19 protein-coding genes and 1 pseudogene are annotated in these 19,241 nt (G+C 67.5%); 9 read left to right on the top strand and 11 right to left on the bottom strand.

Going from position 1 to position 19,241, the window contains the following annotated elements; genetic code table 11:
* Positions 1 to 106 precede the first annotated feature (106 nt).
* Complete coding sequence (locus ACCQ09_RS00445) at positions 107 to 1,873, top strand: hypothetical protein (RefSeq protein WP_047676812.1); 1,767 nt, start codon at positions 107 to 109, stop codon at positions 1,871 to 1,873.
* Positions 1,874 to 1,950: 77 nt separating this feature from the next.
* Here ACCQ09_RS00445 and ACCQ09_RS00440 read toward each other — a convergent pair whose 3' ends face one another.
* A complete protein-coding gene (locus ACCQ09_RS00440) occupies positions 1,951 to 2,589 on the bottom strand; it encodes a DUF938 domain-containing protein (RefSeq protein ID WP_040940292.1) in 639 nt (212 codons plus the stop codon).
* 198 nt (positions 2,590 to 2,787) lie between these two features.
* The gene (locus ACCQ09_RS00435; protein ID WP_228428353.1) at positions 2,788 to 3,606 is read right to left on the bottom strand and encodes an EcsC family protein; all 819 of its coding nucleotides are present in this window, start codon (positions 3,604 to 3,606) and stop codon (positions 2,788 to 2,790) included.
* Positions 3,607 to 3,753: 147 nt separating this feature from the next.
* On the opposite strand from ACCQ09_RS00435, the gene ACCQ09_RS00430 reads away from it, so the two are divergent.
* Positions 3,754 to 4,212, top strand: coding sequence for an SRPBCC family protein (locus ACCQ09_RS00430; protein WP_012436914.1), 459 nt, complete (start codon positions 3,754 to 3,756; stop codon positions 4,210 to 4,212).
* A gap of 15 nt (positions 4,213 to 4,227) precedes the next feature.
* Here the strand turns inward: ACCQ09_RS00430 and proP are convergent, their stop codons facing one another.
* The 6 genes from proP to ACCQ09_RS00400 form a co-directional block, all read right to left on the bottom strand.
* Positions 4,228 to 5,718 carry a glycine betaine/L-proline transporter ProP gene (gene proP, locus ACCQ09_RS00425; protein ID WP_040940291.1) on the bottom strand — a complete coding sequence of 497 codons (1,491 nt, stop codon included), beginning with the start codon at positions 5,716 to 5,718 and terminating at the stop codon, positions 4,228 to 4,230.
* 817 nt (positions 5,719 to 6,535) lie between these two features.
* The gene (locus tag ACCQ09_RS00420; RefSeq protein WP_011035340.1) at positions 6,536 to 6,868 is read right to left on the bottom strand and encodes a thioredoxin family protein; all 333 of its coding nucleotides are present in this window, start codon (positions 6,866 to 6,868) and stop codon (positions 6,536 to 6,538) included.
* 15 nt (positions 6,869 to 6,883) lie between these two features.
* Complete coding sequence (locus tag ACCQ09_RS00415) at positions 6,884 to 7,282, bottom strand: host attachment family protein (RefSeq protein WP_040940290.1); 399 nt, start codon at positions 7,280 to 7,282, stop codon at positions 6,884 to 6,886.
* 105 nt (positions 7,283 to 7,387) lie between these two features.
* The gene (locus ACCQ09_RS00410; protein ID WP_040940289.1) at positions 7,388 to 8,503 is read right to left on the bottom strand and encodes an alpha/beta hydrolase; all 1,116 of its coding nucleotides are present in this window, start codon (positions 8,501 to 8,503) and stop codon (positions 7,388 to 7,390) included.
* Positions 8,504 to 8,721: 218 nt separating this feature from the next.
* Entirely contained in the window at positions 8,722 to 9,762 is a 1,041-nt protein-coding gene (locus ACCQ09_RS00405; protein ID WP_012436910.1) for an AI-2E family transporter, read from the bottom strand.
* Between the two features lie 488 nt (positions 9,763 to 10,250).
* Positions 10,251 to 10,685: an NUDIX hydrolase gene (locus ACCQ09_RS00400; RefSeq protein ID WP_043921515.1), complete on the bottom strand. Its 435-nt coding sequence runs from the start codon at positions 10,683 to 10,685 to the stop codon at positions 10,251 to 10,253.
* Positions 10,686 to 10,917: 232 nt separating this feature from the next.
* On the opposite strand from ACCQ09_RS00400, the gene ACCQ09_RS00395 reads away from it, so the two are divergent.
* The 3 genes from ACCQ09_RS00395 (at position 10,918) to ACCQ09_RS00385 (ending at position 13,058) form a co-directional block, all read left to right on the top strand.
* Positions 10,918 to 11,574, top strand: coding sequence for an SDR family oxidoreductase (locus tag ACCQ09_RS00395; RefSeq protein WP_011035335.1), 657 nt, complete (start codon positions 10,918 to 10,920; stop codon positions 11,572 to 11,574).
* A gap of 111 nt (positions 11,575 to 11,685) precedes the next feature.
* The gene (locus tag ACCQ09_RS00390) at positions 11,686 to 12,750 is read left to right on the top strand and encodes a M4 family metallopeptidase (protein ID WP_161960222.1); all 1,065 of its coding nucleotides are present in this window, start codon (positions 11,686 to 11,688) and stop codon (positions 12,748 to 12,750) included.
* On the top strand, positions 12,747 to 13,058 hold the full coding sequence (locus ACCQ09_RS00385) for a protealysin inhibitor emfourin (RefSeq protein ID WP_011035333.1): 312 nt from the start codon (positions 12,747 to 12,749) through the stop codon (positions 13,056 to 13,058). Before ACCQ09_RS00390 ends, ACCQ09_RS00385 begins: the two co-directional genes overlap by 4 nt.
* Before the next feature lie 899 nt (positions 13,059 to 13,957).
* Here ACCQ09_RS00385 and ACCQ09_RS00380 read toward each other — a convergent pair.
* The gene (locus ACCQ09_RS00380) at positions 13,958 to 14,398 is read right to left on the bottom strand and encodes an SRPBCC family protein (protein ID WP_228428459.1); all 441 of its coding nucleotides are present in this window, start codon (positions 14,396 to 14,398) and stop codon (positions 13,958 to 13,960) included.
* 157 nt (positions 14,399 to 14,555) lie between these two features.
* Between ACCQ09_RS00380 and ACCQ09_RS00375 the strand changes: the two genes are divergently transcribed.
* Positions 14,556 to 15,707 carry an HDOD domain-containing protein gene (locus tag ACCQ09_RS00375; RefSeq protein ID WP_228428460.1) on the top strand — a complete coding sequence of 384 codons (1,152 nt, stop codon included), beginning with the start codon at positions 14,556 to 14,558 and terminating at the stop codon, positions 15,705 to 15,707.
* Positions 15,708 to 15,850: 143 nt separating this feature from the next.
* Here ACCQ09_RS00375 and ACCQ09_RS00370 read toward each other — a convergent pair whose 3' ends face one another.
* A complete protein-coding gene (locus ACCQ09_RS00370) occupies positions 15,851 to 16,723 on the bottom strand; it encodes a PIN domain-containing protein (protein ID WP_227971866.1) in 873 nt (290 codons plus the stop codon).
* A gap of 153 nt (positions 16,724 to 16,876) precedes the next feature.
* On the opposite strand from ACCQ09_RS00370, the gene ACCQ09_RS00365 reads away from it, so the two are divergent.
* Positions 16,877 to 17,062 carry a CsbD family protein gene (locus ACCQ09_RS00365; protein ID WP_052844624.1) on the top strand — a complete coding sequence of 62 codons (186 nt, stop codon included), beginning with the start codon at positions 16,877 to 16,879 and terminating at the stop codon, positions 17,060 to 17,062.
* Between the two features lie 397 nt (positions 17,063 to 17,459).
* Here the strand turns inward: ACCQ09_RS00365 and ACCQ09_RS00360 are convergent, their stop codons facing one another.
* Positions 17,460 to 18,086 (bottom strand): dihydrofolate reductase family protein, encoded by a 627-nt coding sequence (locus tag ACCQ09_RS00360; RefSeq protein ID WP_011035327.1) that lies wholly within the window; start codon positions 18,084 to 18,086, stop codon positions 17,460 to 17,462.
* A gap of 164 nt (positions 18,087 to 18,250) precedes the next feature.
* Here ACCQ09_RS00360 and ACCQ09_RS00355 point away from each other — a divergent pair.
* Both ACCQ09_RS00355 and ACCQ09_RS00350 read left to right on the top strand, forming a co-directional pair.
* Positions 18,251 to 18,612, top strand: a pseudogene (locus tag ACCQ09_RS00355) (XVIPCD domain-containing protein); the annotation flags it as partial.
* Between the two features lie 399 nt (positions 18,613 to 19,011).
* Complete coding sequence (locus tag ACCQ09_RS00350; protein ID WP_012436902.1) at positions 19,012 to 19,233, top strand: XAC0095 family protein; 222 nt, start codon at positions 19,012 to 19,014, stop codon at positions 19,231 to 19,233.
* Positions 19,234 to 19,241: the final 8 nt, after the last annotated feature.

Here is a 19,241-nt window from a genome sequence, read left to right as displayed (position 1 = left end):
GGTCCTGGTTCTGCCGAGTACACGGCAGCCTTCAACCGTGTGCGCTGAGCCGTGCGACGCGTCCGCCAGCATCGGTGCTTCGTGATGCGGCTCGGAGGTGGCAGTCATGACCGTCGCCCTGCCCTGGATCGTGGGCGCGGCCTTGCTGCTGATGGTGGTGCTGGGCTGGCTGCGGTTGCTGCGCACGCACGCACGCCAACCGCAGCCGCGCGGCAGGCTATGGCTGTTGCTTGCGGCCCAACCCGTGCTGGCTGCCCTGCTCTACCCGGTGCTGTTGCCACCGCCGCGTCTGCAGGACGGCGGCCCGCTGCACGTGGCCACGGCCGGCACCCAACCGGCGCAGGTGGGCCAGGCCGCGCAATGGGTGGCGTTGCCGGAAGCCCCGCACCTGCCGCGCGTCGCCCGCATGCCGGACCTGGCCACCGCGCTGCGCCGCGCGCCCGGCACCACCACCGTGATCGTGCATGGCGACGGCCTGCCCGCGCGCGACCGCGACGCCCTGCGTGTGCCGGTGCGGGTGCAGCCGAGCCCGGCACCGGCAGGCGTGGTCGCCGCCTGGGCACCGCCGTCGGTGGCGCCCGGCGAAGCGCTGACCATCGCTGCGCAGGTGCAGGGCCTGCCGGGCGCGCAGGTCGAACTGCTCGACCCGGCCGGCCAACGCGTCGACCGCGCCTCGCCGGATGCGCGCGGCCAGGTGCACCTGCGCGGCCTGGCGCGCGCGCCCGGGCAGGTGCTGTTCGGCCTGCGCCTGCGCGATGCAGCCGGCGCCGAGCGCGGGCATCTGGTGGTGCCGGTGCAGGTGGTCCCGGTGCCGCCGGCCCGCCTGCTGTTGCTGGCCGGCGCCCCGCAGCCGGAGGTCAAATACCTGCGCCGCTGGGCCAGCGATGCCGGCCTGACCGTACGTAGCCAGGTGACCGTGAGCGCCGGCCTGCAGCTGGGCGATACGGCCAGCCTGGACGCCGCCAGCCTGGACCAGCTGGATGTGCTGGTGCTGGACATCCGCCGCCTGCTGGCCTTGAGCGCAGCACAACGCCAGCTGCTGGGCGCCGCCATCGCACGCGGCCTGGGCGTGCTGGTGCGAGTGACCGGCCCGGTGGATGCGGCCACCCGCAGCGCGCTCGCCGCGCTCGGCCTGCCGGTGAGCGGCGGCGACACCAGCACCGCGGTGACCGTGGCAGCGGCGCCGGCCAACGCCGGCACCGACACCACTACCAACACCGGCAGCACAACCACCGACACCGCCGTGCCGCCCCTGCAACGCCGCACGCTGCAACCACAGGTTCAAGACGCCATCGTCGCCGCACGCGCCAGCGATGGCACTGCGCTGGGCTGGTGGCGCAGCGCCGGCCGCGGACGCATCGGCGTGAGCGTGGTCGACGACAGCTACGCGCTGGTATTGGCAGGCCGCAGCGACCTGCATGCACAGCTGTGGGCGCAACTGCTCGGCGCGGTGGCACGCCCAGGCGCCGCACTTCCCGCACCAGTGCAGGACGGCTGGGTGCAGCAACGCATGACCTTGTGCGACGTCGGCGCAGACGCCCACGTGATTGCGCCTGATGGCAGCCGCCACCCGCTGCTGCCCGAACGCAGCGGCAGCGCGCCGCCTTGCGCCGGCTACTGGCCGGCCGCCACCGGCTGGCATCGCCTGCAGACTGGCACGACCCAACGCTGGCTGTTTGTGCGCGCGCCCACCGACGCGCCCGCGCTGTATCGCCAACAGCTGCGCGAGGCCACCGCCGCACTGGCGGCCAGCGGCTCCAGCCGCGCGAGCGCTGCCACACCAACAGCGCACCCCGGCGCACGCTGGCCGTGGCTGCTCGCCTGGCTTACCGTGGCTGCGGGGGTGTGGTGGTTGGAACGGCGGCGCACCTGACAGGACAGTGCCGCGTTGCCAACGGCGCGAACGATTTCCTTCCAACGCAAAAGCGCGGCGTCATCGTCACCGAAGGATCAAGCGCGCTGCCACACCCGGCAGCGGTTGTTCGCCGGCATGTCCACATCGTCCACCAGCTGCAAACCCACCTGCGCGGCCAGTACATCCACCTCCGCGGCATCGCGGATACCCGATGCCGCATCGCGCGCTCTCAACATCGCATCGAAGTCGCGATTGCTATCGCTGGTAAACGCACCATCGCGGTTGAACGGCCCATAGATCACCAGCACCGCCTGCGGCGCCATCACCGCAGGCAAGCCGGCAAACAACGCCTGCACCTGTGGCCACCCCATGATGTGCAAGGTGTTGGCGCTGTAGATGGCGTCATAGCCGGCCGGCGTGCCTGCCTGCACCGGCGGCAATGGTGGCGCCGGTGCCAGACCCGGCGCGGGCGTCAACACCGCCTGCAGTGCAACCGGCGGCGGCGTATTCGGCAACGCGGCTTCGTCCAGCCACTGCCGCATCCCCGGCAGATGGTCCGGATGATCGCTGGCCTGCCAGCGCAGCCACGGCATCGCTGCCGCGAAGTGCACCGCATGCTGCCCGGTGCCCGCACCGATCTCCAGCACGTGCTGCCGGTCAGCGAAGTACCGCTGCAGCACGCTCAGAATCGGATCGCGGTTGCGTGCGGAGGCGGGGGCAAAGGGTTTGGTCATGGATACCTCCAAAGAGGGCGAATCGCCGAGTGCGCGTGATGATGATGGAGCAAGCGCGAAGTGGCGGCGTTGCTCTGCCACTGCGCCGGGCACTATGCCTGAGCGCGTGCTTCAGCGCGGGGCGCTCTGTTCGACATGTCTTGCAAGCGCCGCGCACGCCGCTGCTGCGTACGCGGCATGAACAGTGCCACCGTGTGATCAGCGTGGCGCAGGCAACGCGTCATACGCGCGGCGCACGGCCTCGGCGCCGAAGCGGCGTTCCAGCCGGCGCACGATGAAGTGCCCGCGTGCCATCGCCTGAAAGTGGCGCATGAACAAGGTGTTGAGCGTGGCGCCGCTCACCGCGCCCACCGGCGGTACGGCCTGCACGGCGAGTTTTTCGCCCACGTTGACCGAGAACTTGGCGGCGATGCGCGAGACCAGCGACACCAATGCCGGCGCGCCCTTGCTGGCGAAGCCGTGCGCGGCCACGTAGTGCGCGGCAGCGCTGAGCTGCTGCGCCATCGCAGTGCGCACCGCGAAGTAACCCGATTCGGCGCCGTCGTCGCTGGCGCTGCGGCCGCCGTGCGCCAGCACTTCCAGACAGGCCAGCGCGGTCTCCGGGTCGTGCAGCGATTCGCCTTCCGAGCGCGCAATGTCGGCGATGGAGCGCAGCATCACCGTGGTGGTCACCGGCAATTCCACCATCAGCCCAGGCAGGCCGAAGAATCCGCCAGCGCCGCCGGCCACAGCCACCGCCAGGGTGTGCCGCGCGGTGGCGGCCGGCGCGTGCGCCACGGTCTTGCCGCGCAGGCTCAGCAGCGCGGATTTCATCGCCACCTGCAGCGCGCGGCGGGTGACGCCGTCGATGCTGCGCGTCACCACCTTGGGCAGCCGCTTGGCCACCAGGCTTTCGATGGGCGCGCCGAGTGTATTGGCGATCTGTGCGGCCACACCGGGGTTTTCCAGCAGCGCATGCGCTGTGGCCAGATCGTGCTGCGCTGCGGCATCCATCACCGGGATCGGGAGCGTCGTCATGGCGGTCGTCATCGTCTTGGGGCCTGTGGCGATGGTACTCAGCCGCATGTGAGCGGCGCACAAGCGGGCGCAACCTTCGCGGCGAAAACTGCATGTTGCGCGCAAGATGCGCGATCATCGACCTCCGCGCAGGCAACACCGTGACCGATGAACCGCGAGATCCGCCATCGCTTCGTCATTGCCGCCGCCCCGGAGGTGGTCTCCGCCGCGTTGTCCGAGCCCGCGCAGTTGGCGCGCTGGTGGACACGCGAGGTGCGGCAAGTGGGCGAGCGCGTGTGTCTGGACTGGAGCGGCCACGGCTGGCAGGTGGAACTGCGCATCGATGGCGGTGCCGACCACCGGCAGGTGTGCTGGCGCTGCGAGCGCTCCAACATGCTCGACACCACCGCGTGGGAGGGCACGGTGATGCGCTTTGATCTGCTGTCCACCAGCGATGGCACGCGGCTGGACTTCGTGCAGTCCGGTTACCGCGACTCACCGTGCTTCGAGGTCTGTGCGCAAGGCTGGCAGTTCTTCCTGGGCAGCAGCCTCAAACGCTACGTGGAAACCGGGCAGGGCATGCCCTACCCGGACATGCCCGACACCCGCGACCCGGCCTTGCGCTGAGCGCGCCGCCCGGCCTTACGCAGGGCGCGGCTGACCGATCGACGGCGTGCCGCTCAACGGCAACTGCGCATCCACTGTGACCGGGCTGTCGCCCTGCAGCAGCGCGCGCGCTTCGGCGTCGCTGGCCACTGCCGGCGGCGAGCCACGCAGCGGCAGCCCGGCGGTTTCGCGCACGAACAGCATCGTCACCAGGCCGATCGCCGCCGCGCCCATCAGGTAATACGCCGGCACCAATGGGTCGCCGGTGCGCTCCACCAGCCACGCGGTGACCAACGGCGTGGTGCCACCAAACAACGACACTGAGACGTTGAAGGCGATCGACAGCGCGCTGTAGCGCACCGGGGTGTAGAACAGCGCCGGCAGTGTCGAAGGCATCGAGCTGGTGAAACACACCAGCGCCAGGCCAAGCAGCATCAACCCGGTGAAGATCAGCACGTCCGAGCCACTGCCGATCAGCAACAGGCACGGGATGGCCAGTGCGAATAACGCCGCGCACGCGCCGATGATCATCGGGCGCCGGCCCAGCTTGTCGCTGAACATGCCACCGACCACGTTGAGCGGCATCATCACCAGCATCACCAGGATGATCAGCAGCAAGCCCTTGCTCTCGGCGTAGCCCATGGTGACGCTGAGATAGCTGGGCATGTAGGTCAGCAGCATGTAGTCGGTGACGTTGAACACCAGCACCAGGCCCACGCATTTGAGCAGCTGCGGCCAGTGCAGGCGCAGCAGGGTCATCAGGCCTTGGCCGGTGGTTTCGCGCTCGCGCTGTTCGGATTGTTCGGTATAGGCGCGAAACGCCGGGGTTTCTTCCAGCTTCATGCGCATGTACAGGCCGAGCAACCCCAGCGGCCCGGCCACCAGGAATGGCACCCGCCAACCCCAGTCCAGCATCTGCGCCTGGCTCAGCGCCATGTGCAACGCGGTCACGGTGGCCGCACCGGCGATATAGCCGCCCAATGTGCCAAATTCCAGCCAACTGCCCATCAAGCCGCGATTGCGATCGGTGGCGTATTCGGCAATGAAGGTCGCCGCGCCGCCGTATTCGCCGCCGGTGGAAAACCCCTGCAGCAACCGCGCCAGCAACAACAGCGCCGGCGCCCACAGGCCGATCTGCGCGTACGCGGGAATCAGGCCGATGCTGAAGGTGCCCAGCGCCATCAGGATCATGGTGGCCGCCAGCACCTTTTGCCGGCCATAGCGATCACCGAGCGGGCCGAACACCATGCCGCCGATCGGCCGCACCAAAAACGCCACGGTGAAGGTCGCAAAGGTGGCGATCAACTGCGCGGTGGGATTGCTGGACGGGAAGAACACCTGGCCCAGCGTCACTGCCAGATAGCCATAGACGCCGAAGTCGAACCATTCCATTGCATTGCCCAGCGCGGCCGCGCCCACGGCCTTGCGCAGCATGCCGCGGTCCACCACGGTGACCTCGTCGAGTTGCAATTGGCGGCGGCGTTTGAACCAACCGAAATGCGAGCGGATCGCGCGCGTGTCGTGCATATGCGGAAGTCTCCTGGTGCGGCCATCGCTGCCTGCTCGCCCTGACACTACGCAAGGCACGGCACATCACGCGCTGCATGGCTAAGGCACATGCAGTGGACGACGCCGGAGGCATTCCCGGACGGCCGCGTGAACTCAGCGACGCTGCGGGACAGACGACCAAGGGGTGGGCAGTGCCCAAGGGCTTGATCAGCCCGACATGTTACACCAGCGTGCACAGCGTTGCAGGCGCGAGCTTGGGACGCTGCGGGAAATGGCCTGATTTCAGGGGTTTTCCTGAATGTGTCTTCAGCAAGTGCGCGGGGCTTTGCAGGCATGAATCATCCGCGCCCGCTTGTTGTAGGAGCGCGCTTGCGCGCGATGAGGCGCTACCGGTAGAGCTTCATCGCGTGCAAACGCGCTCCTACGGAGCTATCAATCTTTGCATGGCGCGACCTTGCGTCATTGATGCTGCAAACAACCTCGCTCCGTAGGCGTAACGAGTGCTGCACAGCCTGCCTTTCGTAGGAGCGCCCTTGGGCGCGATGAGGCGTTCCCGGTAACGCCTCATCGCGCCCAAGCGCGCTCCTACGGAGCTATCGATCTCTGCACGTCGCGCGCTTGCGTTATTGATGCTGCAAACACCCTCGCTCTGGAGGCGCAACGACTTCTGCACAACCTGCTTTTGGTAGGAGCGCGCTCGCGCGCGATGAAGCCTTCCCGGTAACGCCTCATCGCGCGCAAGCGCGCTCCTACATGGTTTGCCTGATGTGCCAGGGCGCTGCCGCGGTACTTCATACCAGCAGAACAGCTGACCGCCCGAAACACACCAGCGGCTTCACCCCACCGCCTCCAACGCCGATAACACGGCCTGCAAATCCTCACGCGTCTGCGGCCTGACGGCGCGGGCGACTTCTTCGCCATCGCGCAGCAGGATGATGGTGGGCCACAGCTTCACGCGAAACGAGCGGCCCAAGGGCCGCCCTTTTCCATCTTCGATCTTGCGGTACTCGATGTTCGCATAACCGCCCAGCAGCTTCTGCAACAGCGGTTGCGCGGCCATGCAGTGGCCGCACCAGTCGGTGCCGAACTCCAGCACCTGCAGCCCCGGTTGCGCATCGACCGCACTACGGTCCGGCGCCTGCGCCGCGTACTCCCGCACGAACGCCATCGCTGCGTGCGCTCCTTACGACAGCGCGCGCTGGATATCTTCCAGCGGCAGGTTGGTGAAGTCCTTCGCCAAATCGCCCACCAGGCGCTGCTGGGTTTCCTTGTGCAGCAGCGGACGCACCCGGCCCAGTGTGGTCGGGTCGGCCACCAGCACCAAGTGGTTGTACTCGTGCTTGAGCGCCCCGTCGTTCAAGGCCTGCGACAGCTGCTTGGCGAAGGTCATTTCGTCCAGTTCCGCCTCTGCGGTGCGGGGCGGAATCTTGCCGGCCGGGCCTTCGTCATCGACGTTTTGCACGTCGGTGCGGGCATGCTGGCGCAGCACCACCTTGGCTTCATCGCCGGTATTGGTGAACCACCGCGCTTCGCCGCCATCGGCCACCACCACCAACGCACCCTGGGGAATTTGCGGACTCATCCGTCGTTTCTCCTGTTTCAGTGTCAGCGCTGCAATTGCAGCGCCGTCGACCTCAACCTAAGCAGGCCGATGTAAGCACCGCGGGTAGCCGGTGTGTGTGCCGCGTTAGCGTGACGCTGGTAGTGGCGGCGGCGGCAGGCCCAGATGCTTGCTGAAAAAGCGCGCCATCACCCGCAAGGCCTGCTGGCTCTCGGGCAGCGTGTCGGTGAGATGGAAGGCGTGGCCCAAGCCGTCCCAGACATGCAGGTCCGACTCGCGCCCCAGATCCACCAGCCGCGCGTGCGTATAGGACGCATTGCTCAACTCTGCTGCGCGTGTGGCGGTGATCAGCAAGGTAGGCGGGAACTGGCGCAGCACCGCATCGGAGAACACCGGCGATACCAGCGGGTCGCGGAAATCCACATCCGGCCCGTAGTACAGGTCTTCCATGATCGGCAGGGTGCCTGCCACATCAGGTAGAAGGGCATCGTTCACCGCCGCGACCACGCGCTGCGAATCGCCGCGGTAACGTGCGTCGCCCGCAGCGCAGAACAGGCCTGCCGCCGCCGGCATCGGCAACTGTTCCTTGGCAAACCACGCCAGCGCCTCGCCGGTGAGCACGCCACCGGCCGAACAGCCGAACAGGCCCAACTGCGCCGGGGTGTAGGTCTTGAGAGCGGCGCGATACACCGCGGCCACGTCCTCGCTGGCCGCGGGGAACTGGTGCTCCGGGCCCATGCGGTAGTCCACCGCCACCACGGTGATGCCGGTCATCGCCGCCACCGGAATGGCTTCCATCAGCCCGAACGAGGCCGCACTGCCCATCACAAAGCCGCCACCATGCAATTCGATCAGCAGCCGCTTGGCCTGCTCGGGCGTGCGCGTGCGCGGCTGTACACGCAGCACCGGTACACCGTTCCACTGCTCGGGCGTGATCTCCACCGCGTAGCGCGTGCGCATCTGCGCGATGACGCCTGCGGCCCAACGTTCGGTATCGGCGCGGATGGTGGGCAGCTGGCGCAGCAGCGTGGCGTTGTCGGCCTTGGCCAGCGGGTCGCCGCGGTCCACGTCGCCACTGACCTGCGCACGTGCCGCAGGGCTCAGGTACTCAGACACCGGCAGATCGAACGCGGGTACATGCCGAACGCCCTGCGTTGCCGCCGGCCTCGATGCGGCTGCAACTGCAGGCGCAGCCGCACTCGCGCTCGCCGCGCTTAGCAGCGCCAGGCACCCCAGCAGCATGCGTCGTGTCCATCGATGGTGTGTCATGCAATGCCCTCCCAGGCCTCGATCAACACACGAGCATAGCCTGCGCGCTGCGGCGCGCCGTGTGCGCGGCTGCCATGGGAGACGGCGCTGCAGTGATCGCGTCGTAGGCGATGCGCAGCGCACAAGCAGGCACATCCATTCCTGGACAACACGCTTGCATTGCAGCGTTGCCGCTTACGCAGACGCCTTACTCAGTGGTGCTTCTGGCCGGGGATGGAGGTGGGCGTGTGCAGTGCTTCCTGCACATACAGGCGCTTGACCAGCACGAACGCCACCACCGTCAACGGTGCAGCGAGCAAGACACCTGCGGGCCCCAGCAACGTGCCGATGCCGAATAGCGAAAACAGCAGCAACACCGGCGGTAGATCCACAGTGCGTTGCTGGATCAACGGCAGCAGAATGTTGCCTTCGATCTGCTGCACGACGACGAACAACGCCGCCGTGGCCAGCGCCATCTGCGGGCTCACCGTAAAGCCCAGCAGGATGGCCGGAATGGCGGCCAGGATCGGCCCGACGATCGGCACGAAATCCAGCAAGCCGGCGATGATGCCCAGGGCCAGTGCGCCGGGAATGCCCAGGGCCCACAGGCCCAGCCCGGTGAGTGCGCCCACCACCACCATCGCCAGCAATTGCCCGCGCAGCCATAGCCGCAACGCGGTGCCGCTGGCACGCACGGCGTCGTCCATGGTGGCGCGCACCTGCACGGGAAACAGCAACAGCACACCGCGCCGATACAGCTGCGGTTGCGCGGCCAGATAGACCGCACCGGCCAGCACCAGGAACAGGTTCGCCACCCCACCGGTGATGCTGAGCGCGAAGGCGCCGGCACGCGGCGCCAGATTGGACACGCGCGCCGGTGCCTGGCGGGTGAGTTCTTCCAGCGCTGGCCCCAACGGCCCGGCCGCAACCCAATCATGGAAGCGCGCCCAGGCCTGCGGCAAGGTGCGCTGCAGGGCGCCGAGCTCTGTTGCCAGTTGCGAGCCGAACAACCACAGCAACGCCGTGAATCCCACCGCCACCACGACCACCACCAGCCCCAATGCCGTGCCATCCGACAGCGGCGTATAGCGGGTGACCCAACTGGCCAGCGCGCGCAGCAGCACCGCCACCACCACCGCACCGAATACCATCAGCAGCAGGCCCGACAGCGCCCACAGCAACCACGCGTAGGCCACCAGGGCCAGCACGATGACCACACGGACGACGAAGGCACGCAGATCGGAGGACGGCATGGACAACAGCTCGCAAAGCGGAAACAGCACTCAGCCTAGCGAGGCTTGCGAGAAGATTCTGTGCCCGTGCTGGCGGGGCTGCATCCGTTGCGCTTGCTGTATGCGACACGCGCAATCGCTGAAGCGTCCTCCAGGCCACACACGCAAGCAGGCGTTGCGCACCGTTACTTGCCGTTACTTGGCGCGCCTCAAACAGCAACACCGCTTGGCGGCAGCGTACCAAATGCCGGAGGTGTCTCACTGCGCTCCTGATCAGGCCACACGTCTGCATCGAACGCGCCAGTCGAGCCACGTGAGCTAACGACGCCGGTCGCGCCGCCGCACCGTCTCTTCAAGCAGGGGCCACCGCTTGGCGGCAACCTGCCGCAAATACCGGGGTGTATCCCCGCGCCCGCTTCGGTGTACACACCTCTGGATCCAACGTGGCAAGCGTGTCGCGCCGTTGCACCACTACCCCGTGCAGCACTCACACTATGTGGATGTCCCGCTCAAGCAGCCGCCTCATGCGCCAGCTGCTGCACCGCCAGCGTTGCCGAGCGGGTCAGCGGCGTGGGCAACGCATCGAGTGCGAACCAGCCAAGGTCGTGCAGTGCTTCCGGTTCGCGCAGCACGGCGGTTTCGCTGCCGTCGATCGCGGCCAGGTACACCGGTGCCACCCAGTGCTGCGGCGGCGACAGCGCCCGCTCGAACTGGCTCACCACGCACAGCACGCGCTGCAGGTGAATGTGCAGGCCGGTTTCTTCCAGGGTTTCGCGCACTACCGCGTCTTCCACTGTCTCCATCCAGTCCACCTTGCCGCCGGGCAATCCCCAGTGGCCTTGTTCGGGCGCGCGTCCACGCAGCACCAGCAACAGGCGGCCGTCGCTGCGGCGGATAAAGGCGCCGCAACCAACGCGGGCGTGGGAATCAGACGGAGCGGTCATCGGTGGGTCCGGTACGCCACGGTGCGTGGCGGACGCATTGTCCGGCAGCGCTGCGGGCGCGGGCAAACTGCGGAAATGCCGTGGCCGCCCTGCGTCACCGCGGCGGCGCCGTCAGGGCATCGCATGCATTTGTTGCCAACGCCTTGCGAACGCAACCAATGACATCGCCTTAGCGCTGCAGCCGTCACGCTAGGTCATCACGCCTCGCAGCAGGCGCATTGGCTGGAACTCCATGTCTCGCATTCTGTTGATCGGTGGCCACGGCAAGGTGGCGCGACTGCTCACCCCGCTGCTGCTGGCCGGTGGCCACCACGTCACCGCGCTGTTTCGTAATCCCGACCACGCAAGCGATGTGATCGCCGATGGCGCCACACCCGCGCTATTCGATATCGAACATGCCGACACCGCGGCGATCGCCGCGCACATCACCGGCCACGATGCGGTGGTGTGGTCGGCCGGTGCCGGCGGTGGCGATGCCGCACGCACCTATGCGGTGGACCGCGATGCCGCGATCCGCTCGATGCACGCGGCCGAGCAGGCGCGGGTGCGGCGCTACGTGATGGTGTCCTACCTGGGCGCGGGGCTGGAGCACGGGGTGAGCCCGGAGGATGGCTTCTTCGCTTATGCGCAGGCCAAGGCAGCTGCCGATGCGCACCTGCGCGGCACCACGCTGGACTGGACCGTGCTTGGGCCGGGCCGGCTCACCCTGGACCCACCCAGCGGCTGCATCGCCCGCGACCCGGGCAGCGACACCACCGAGGGCGTGTCGCGCGCCAATGTCGCGCAGGTGATCGCCGCCACCCTGGCCACGCCGGCCACCATCGGCAAGACCGTGGGATTCGTGGATGGGCCCACCCCCATCACGCAGGCGCTCGCGCAGCTGGCATGAACGCCAGCCCGTCCGCAGCGCGCTGCCATGGCAAGGGCCGCTGGCAGCTAACGATTTCCTAAAGTCGCACCGCGCATAGTCGCCGGCGCAGCCCCCACTGTGGAGATCGCTATGTCTGCGTTTGTTGCGCCCCGCCGCGCCGGCATCCTGCCGCCGTATCTGCTGGACCACGTGGCGCAGGCCGCACCGGAGCGCGCACGGCACTGCGCACAGCTCACCCGCCACATCACCGCGCAGCTGCGCCAGCGCCGCGCGCAGGGGTTGCTGGCGCGCGACAGCGCCGACGATGCGCCCACCGCCACCACTGACACCGCAGTGCGGCGGCATCTCTACGACGCCCAGCAAGGCACTGCCCTGCCTGGCGTGCTGGTGCGCGAGGAAGGCGCGCCGCCCACCGACGATGTCGCCGTGACCGAGGCGTACGATTACCTCGGCGCCACCCATGCCTTCTTCCAGCAGGTGTATGCGCGCAACTCGATCGACGATGCCGGCATGCCGCTGCTTGGTACCGTGCACTACGAGCGCAACTACGACAACGCGTTCTGGACCGGCGAGCAGATGGTGTTCGGCGATGGCGACGGCGAGATCTTCACCCGCTTCACCATCGCCATCGACGTGGTGGCCCACGAGCTCACCCACGGTGTTACCGAGCGCACCGCCAACCTGATCTACCAGGGCCAGTCCGGTGCCTTGAACGAATCGGTCTCGGACGTGTTCGGCGTGCTCGTCAAGCAATACGCGCTGCGCCAGGACGCCGCGCAAGCCGATTGGCTGGTGGGTGCCGGCATGTTCCTGCCCGGCGTGCAGGGCGTGGCGCTACGCTCGATGCAGGCGCCGGGCACCGCCTACGATGACCCGGCATTGGGCAAGGACCCGCAACCGGCGCATATGGACGCCTACGTGGACACGCAAGAAGACGACGGCGGCGTGCACTACAACTCCGGTATTCCCAACCGCGCCTTCCAGCGCGCCGCGGTTGCCATCGGCGGTTACGCCTGGGAAAAGGCCGGGCGCATCTGGTACCGCGCCCTCACCGGTGGCGCGCTGTCGGCCAGTGCGGACTTCGCCACCTTCGCCGCACTCACCGTGCGCGTGGCCAGCACCGATTACGGCGCGGGCAGTGCCGAGGCCAGTGCGGTGGAACAGGCCTGGCGCGACGTGGGCGTGCTCGCATGACCGTGCAACTGCCGCCCTTGCAACCGGGTGTCGTGTTGCGGTTGGCACGCGAAGGTGGCGTGGCCGCGTTCCCGGCCATGCGCCGCGAGCGCCAGCTGCTGCTGGAAGAGCTGGACGAGGTGCAACGCCAACACCTGGGCGCGCTGCTGGATCAGTGCCTGGCGCATGCACTCCCCGCCCCGCAAGCCGGCGGCGGCGACCGCCGCTACTTCAGCATCATCTGGGATGGCGCCAGCGAACCGCTGCGCATCCCCGAAGAACACGCCCCGGCGGAAATCGTACGGCTGTGGAAGCAGGGCACGTTGTAGATGGCTTGCGCGCGAGCGCGGCACGCGGAGACGCAGAGACGCCGGTCAACGTCGCGCGCGATCGACGCCTCGTAGGAGCGCGCTTGCGCGCGATGAAGCGTTACCCACAACGCCCCATCGCGCGCAAGCGCGCTCCTACAAAGGCGGCCTGGTCGCGGGTGCCGCAGGGGCGGCCCAAAATCATTACGCCAGGGCGACAAGCTCCGCCACATTCGACGTTGGAACAGAACGCACGGCTCAGGACAGATGTTGTAGCGGCGATGACGTGCAAGCGATCGCAGCACGTGACGCGCCAAGCAAATGCAACGTAGGAGCGCGCTTGCGCGCGATGAAGCGTTACCGATAACGCCCATCGCGCGCAAGCGCGCTCCTACAAAGGCAGTTTGGTCATGGTTGCCACAGCGGCGGCCCAAAATCAGTGCGCCAGGGGCGGCAAGCTCCGCCACATTCGACGCTGGAACAGAACGCGTGGCTTGGGACAGACCACGTCGTAGCGGCGATGACGCGCAAGCGATCGCAGCACGTGACGCGCCAAGCAAACGCAACGTAGGAGCGCGCTCGCGCGCGAAGAAGCTCTACCGGTAACGCCCCATCGCGCGCAAGCGCGCTTCTACGGATACCGCCAGCGGCGTCAACGCCAGCACATCCAGCAAACGCCACACACGGCGCGACAGACCTCCATGCCTGCACGGGGTCTGTCGAAGAAAGTGGTCCAACTGCGGATGCCTGCACCCTTTAAGCTGCCTAGATGCTCTAGGGCTGCACAGCTGGTGACGCATAGTCGCGGTGTCCCCGTTAGCACCGCGTGCAGCGCAGCGGTCAACCTGAAGACAGCCCGCTCATCGCTGCACCGACGCATCGATCGTGCAGCGGCCGCTGCGGCCGCTGCGGCGCCAGGTTCACTCAGCGTGCTGCGCTTCCACCAACAACGCCAGCAAGGTCAGCGACTCCTGCCAGCCCAGGTAGCAGGCGTGCAGCGGGATCTGTTCGGGAATCCCCTCCTGTACCACGTGCAGGTCGGTGCCGCACGGCAACGGCAGCAACCGTACCGTGGTCAGCAGCGTGCCGGGCAGTGACGGGTCGTCGAAGACATCGTCGTAGCGCAGCAGCGCGTTGGGCACCAGCTCACGGTAGGTGCCGCCGAACGCGTGCCGCTGGCCGCTGCCAAACTGGGTGAACGCCATGCGGAAGGTACCGCCGACGCGGGCATCCAGATGCTCCACCGTGTTGGTAAAGCCATGCGGCGGCAACCACTTGCTCAACGCAGCGGCATCCAGGAAGGCGCGGTAGACCCGCTCGGGGCTGGCACGCAGAACACGGTGCAGGGTGACGATGGACATGGCGCTCGCAGCTGGCAGAGGACGACCCTCTGCCCTACGACGCACCAGGCCGCCGGAAATCGACATGACCGCGCCAGGCCGCGCCCGCGCGCGTGCCACGTTGCCGGCACGGCCCGCTTCGCGGATAGTCGCGCCACTGATCAAACGATTTCCCAAGATGCTTGTGATTGTGCTGTTGGCTGTTGTGGGGGTGCTTGCCATCGTGCTCGGCGTGGTCGCCGCCTCGCGTCGTGGGGACCCGCCCGCCGTCTCCACCGCCGACCCCGCGCCGGTGTCCGAGTCCGCGCCAGCGGCACCGGCTGCCGGCGCCACCGCGGCACCCGATGGCGCTGCCACCGCCATGCCCGCAAGCACAGCCGAGCCGCGCGCGGTGATGGCCGAGCCGCCGCCGATGCGCCCGTTGTTGCGGCGCATGTATGCCGCGGTGATGGATACCCCTTCGCTGGCCGATGCCGACACCGCCATCGACCCCGCCCAGGCCACCGTGCTGGCCAGTGCGGTCAGCGCGCTCGACCACGTGGACATGCGCCCGCAGCTGCTGCCGCGGCGCCCGCACCTGTTGCCGCAGCTGATGCGTGCGGTCAACGACCCGGATGCGTCCGGCCGCGGCATCGCCGCGATCATCGCGCAGGACCCGGCGCTGGCCGCCAACCTGCTGCGCATCGCCAACAGTGCCCTGTACCGCCCGCAAGGCGGCCCGCTGGAAAGCCTGGAGCGCGCGGTGGTGCACATCGGCACCGAAGGCGTGCGCCAGATCGTGGCCGCCGCGGTGATGCAACCAGTGCTCAGCCTTGAAGGTGGCCTGTACGCCCGCCTGCCGGCGGCGGTCTGGGACTACGCGCTGCGCACCGCCACCGCCGCGGCCGCCTATGTGCGCGAACGCGGTGGCGACACCTTGTCGGCGCAACTGGCCGGCCTGCTGCAAGGCCTGGGCGCGGTGGTGATCCTGCGCGTGCTGCGCGACGCCTACGCCGAGCAGCCGGCGGTGCCGTACAGCCTGGAGGTGGCCGCCACCCTGGTCGACCGCCACACCGCCGCGGTGGCCAAGACCATCGCCACGGCCTGGGAGCTGCCCGCCCAACTCGGCACCGCGCTGGACGAACAACGCCCCGAGCACGACAGCACCTTGCTGGCCACATCGCTCGGGCGCGCATTGCGCTACGGGCGCCTGGCCGCCGCCCTGGCCATGCTCGCCCGCCACGGCGCCGAAACCGAAACCCACGCCCTGAGCGTGCTTGCCACGCTGGAATCGGACGAGGCGGCCAATGCCGCGCTGTGGCAGCGGCTGGTGGCGGCGAGCGTGGAGTGACTGGCATCAGCAGCGCACGGTAAGCGCGCCAGATCTACGACGTACCTGTGCAGCCTGATGTTCGCCACTCCCATGAACGGCAGCGCACGCGCGCGCAGTTGCGCGCAGCCATGTGCAGCCGAGCCAGCCCGCGCACTGCGCGATCAGCAGTAGCGCACCTTGCTTTCGCTGACCTGCAACACGCCGGCCTTCTGCAGCCCGGCGATCACGGCGCTGACCTCTGCAGCGCTGATGGCTTTCTGGAAATGCGCGGCGATGTGATTCTGCAGCGAGGTCAATTTGATGGGGCGCGCACGCGCCGGCATCTTGGCCAACGAGGCGCGGATCTTCTGCAGACGCTCGGCCGCTGTTGGCGGCTTGGTGCCTTTGGCCGGATGTGTAGCGGCGGTGGATTTGACCGGTGGTGCCGGTGTGTTCGCGCTGGCTGGCGTGGTCGAGGTCTGCGCAGGGCACAGCGTTACTGGGGCTAGTTGGTTGGCCGCCGCAGGCGCCGATGCCTTGGAGGCAGGAACCGAAATCAGCGCGCGCGGCATCAACGGCAGCGGCGTTGCAGAGGCAGGCAGTGGCGGCGGTGCGGCAGCTGCCGTATGCACCGATGCGGCCATCGACTTGAACAGCGGCATCTGCGAGATGCTGGCAGCACGTGCGCCGAAGATCTTCTGCTGTTTCAGGTAAGCGATCAGCGGATCGAAGCCGGTGTCTTTCGAGATGATATGGAAGAAGCCGGCCGGGTCGTCGCGAGAGAGTTGCCCCAGCACATACGCGATATGGAAATCCAGCGCGTTGGAGCCGTTGCCGGAGCAACGCTCATACCTGGCGCGCGTGCCCAGCACCTGCAGCTCGGTGACCAGATCGGTCAAGACGCTTTTCTGGTTTGCGCCCACGAACACCCACACCCGCACATCATCGCGATTGAGCAAGCGTGCGTCGGTGGGTTGCACGTTTTCGTAGTCGATCAAGACGTAGTTGGTGCGCGCACCATACGCGCCTGTTGCAGCGTCCGCTTGCATTGCCATTCCCTGGAATCCCCGCTCCAGATCATCGCCGGAAGCACGCCACAGGTGCCAGCCCCGCAGCTGCCGCTCGTCTGAAGGCAACGCGCACCGCGCAGAGCTGTCAACCTCACCCGCAGCGCTTCACCGCTGGCACATGCACGACCTAGCGCATACGTGAGGTCTGCGGCCCACTGCCGGCGTTTCTGCACGCCAGCATCGGTGAAGGAAGCCATCGGCCGTGTCACCGGCGACAAGAGCACCGAACTGGAAGGCGCCGCCGAAAAGAATATCGGCAAGGTGCAGCGCAAGGCCGGCGAACTCGCCGACGACGTGCGCGACGCGACCAAGTCCACCAGGTAACTCCTTCGCTTCAGCGCTGCTGTTGCAGGTTTGGCAGGTGGTGCGCATGTCAGGTTGGTTTGGTGCGCAGTGCTGCAGCCTGCGGGTAGTGCACAGCCGATGGAAGGCGGGATGCGTTGAGGGCCATCGCCGTTTGAATGGTTCACGCGCACTACGCCAATGAGTTAAACGCCAAACGCCCCGGCTTGTCCGGGGCGTTTGGCGTTTAAGGCTCTGCGCACGCATTTTGTGCACAACGCCCCGCTCACACGTATCAATGCCGCGTCGGCATGATCACCTGCCTGCATGCAAGACGGCGCGTGGATGATGTCGGGAAGGCAGGCCCTGCTATGCACGACGCAGCTGTCTTGTGTCCAGCAGCCACCGCGCTGCTGACAACACACGGCACCAGGCACTTCTACGCAGGCCGATACGTTTGCGCCATGAAGCCGCTGGGGAAGGTGTGGGTGCTCACCAGCGTGAGCGGCCTGGGGGCCGGCAGGTCGTTGAAGATCGGCACGCCCTTGCCCAGCAGGATCGGGTAAACGCCCAACACATATTCGTCTGCGAGGTTGTGGGCGATGAGGCTGCGCGCGAAGGCGGCGCCGCCGTGGGCAATGATCGGTTTGCCGTCCTGGGTCCTGAGCGCGGCGATTGCATCGGCCAACGGGCCGCTGGCGACCGTGGCATTGGCCCAGCTGTCCGCGCCGGCCTGCAGCTGCGCGCCCGGCAGGGTACTCAGTTGCGCGCGCGCAGCGGCGAGTGATGCGCGGGCCACCTCCAGCACCGCCGGGCCCTGTGCCGAACACACGGCTTTGGGGATCTGGTTCATCGGCGCGGCAAACGGCGAGGTGGCCGTCGGCCAGAAGCTGGCCATGCCCTGGAATGTCCGGCTGCCCATCAGATGCAAGCTGGCATTCCAGGCGGTTTCCACCTTCCAGGCAATGGCCGCCTGGTCGCCACTGAACATCCAGTCGATCTCGCCCGCCGGACCGCTGACAAACCCATCCAGCGACACCGACATCATCAATTTCAGCTCACGCATTGCGGGTTCCTTGTGCGCCCCGGCAGGAGCACGACGGCGGCAGGCGGAATGCCGGCCTTCGCAACAACGACGAATGGGCCAAGCGGAATTCGACAGGCGCCTGCACGGCGTTACCGGCAAGCAGCAAAGGCCCATCAACAACGAACCCGGCCGCACCTCGTGCGGGCAAGCCGTACGACGCCATGAGCGAACGAATCAGCCGGAGTCTGTTGGCCGTGTGCAAGGACAACCGCGATGCGTATCCGGGCGCCGGTGACCGGTCGCTGGCAGAGACGCACTGACGCCGGTGGACCACGGAGTGATGGGCAAAACCGGCAATGTGTTCGCAGTGGAGGGCCGCCTGGATGACCCTGCCCACAAGCGTGTGCATGTGGACGTGGAGCAGGCCATCCAGACACCGGTCGAACAGTCCGACCAGCAACTGCTGGCCGCCAATCAGACGCTGGCGCAGGAACGCGTGCTCACCCAGCAGCACGAGGTGTCGCGGAGCAGGAACGAGCCAAGCCAGGCGGCGCCTGTCCGATAAGTCCTGCAGCCGCGGCGTGCATGCATGGCGACCACGCCAGCATTGCGGCGGAAGAGTACGTCCTCTGCCTTTTTTTTCATGCAGGCCGTCTTACATGAGCACAAGCCATCCTTGGCCAATCGCACGCGTGCTGCATCTGGCTTGACCCTGAGAAGCCCTAGCAGCACACTCCCGAACGGAGCCTAGAAACTCCACACACAGCGGCACCCACCTCCGTCAATTTGGTGGGTTTTTTGTGTCCGGTCGCAAGATCGGGCATGGCTCGGCGTTCCTGCGCCGGGAGGGCGGCGAATACAACACCCGCAAGGGGAATAAGCCCGCCGGCTGTGTGCGGTTTCTAGCCTCCCGGCATCCCGCTGCGTTGTGCAGCGGGAGCTGCCTCACGGCAAGGAGAGCGGCATGCACAACGAACCCGGTTACTGGATGTCCGAAGGCACGCAATACCACCTGCTGCGCGTGCGCGACCAACTGCGCCTGCTGGCCGCCCTGGCCAGCCCACGTACACGCAACGAAAGCGCCATAGGCGTGCCCGCCATTCCCCTGCAGCAATGGGCGCACTGCCTGCAGCATCTGGCCGAGCAGGTGGAGGATGTGCTGGAGGATTTGGGTGGTGCGCGGTAGGGGCGTGT

The organism is Xanthomonas sp. NCPPB 2586 (assembly GCF_041475775.2).
Lineage (GTDB): Bacteria > Pseudomonadota > Gammaproteobacteria > Xanthomonadales > Xanthomonadaceae > Xanthomonas > Xanthomonas campestris.
Note: the sequence above shows the minus strand (reverse complement) of the source record. Positions and strands in the feature narration are given on the sequence as shown.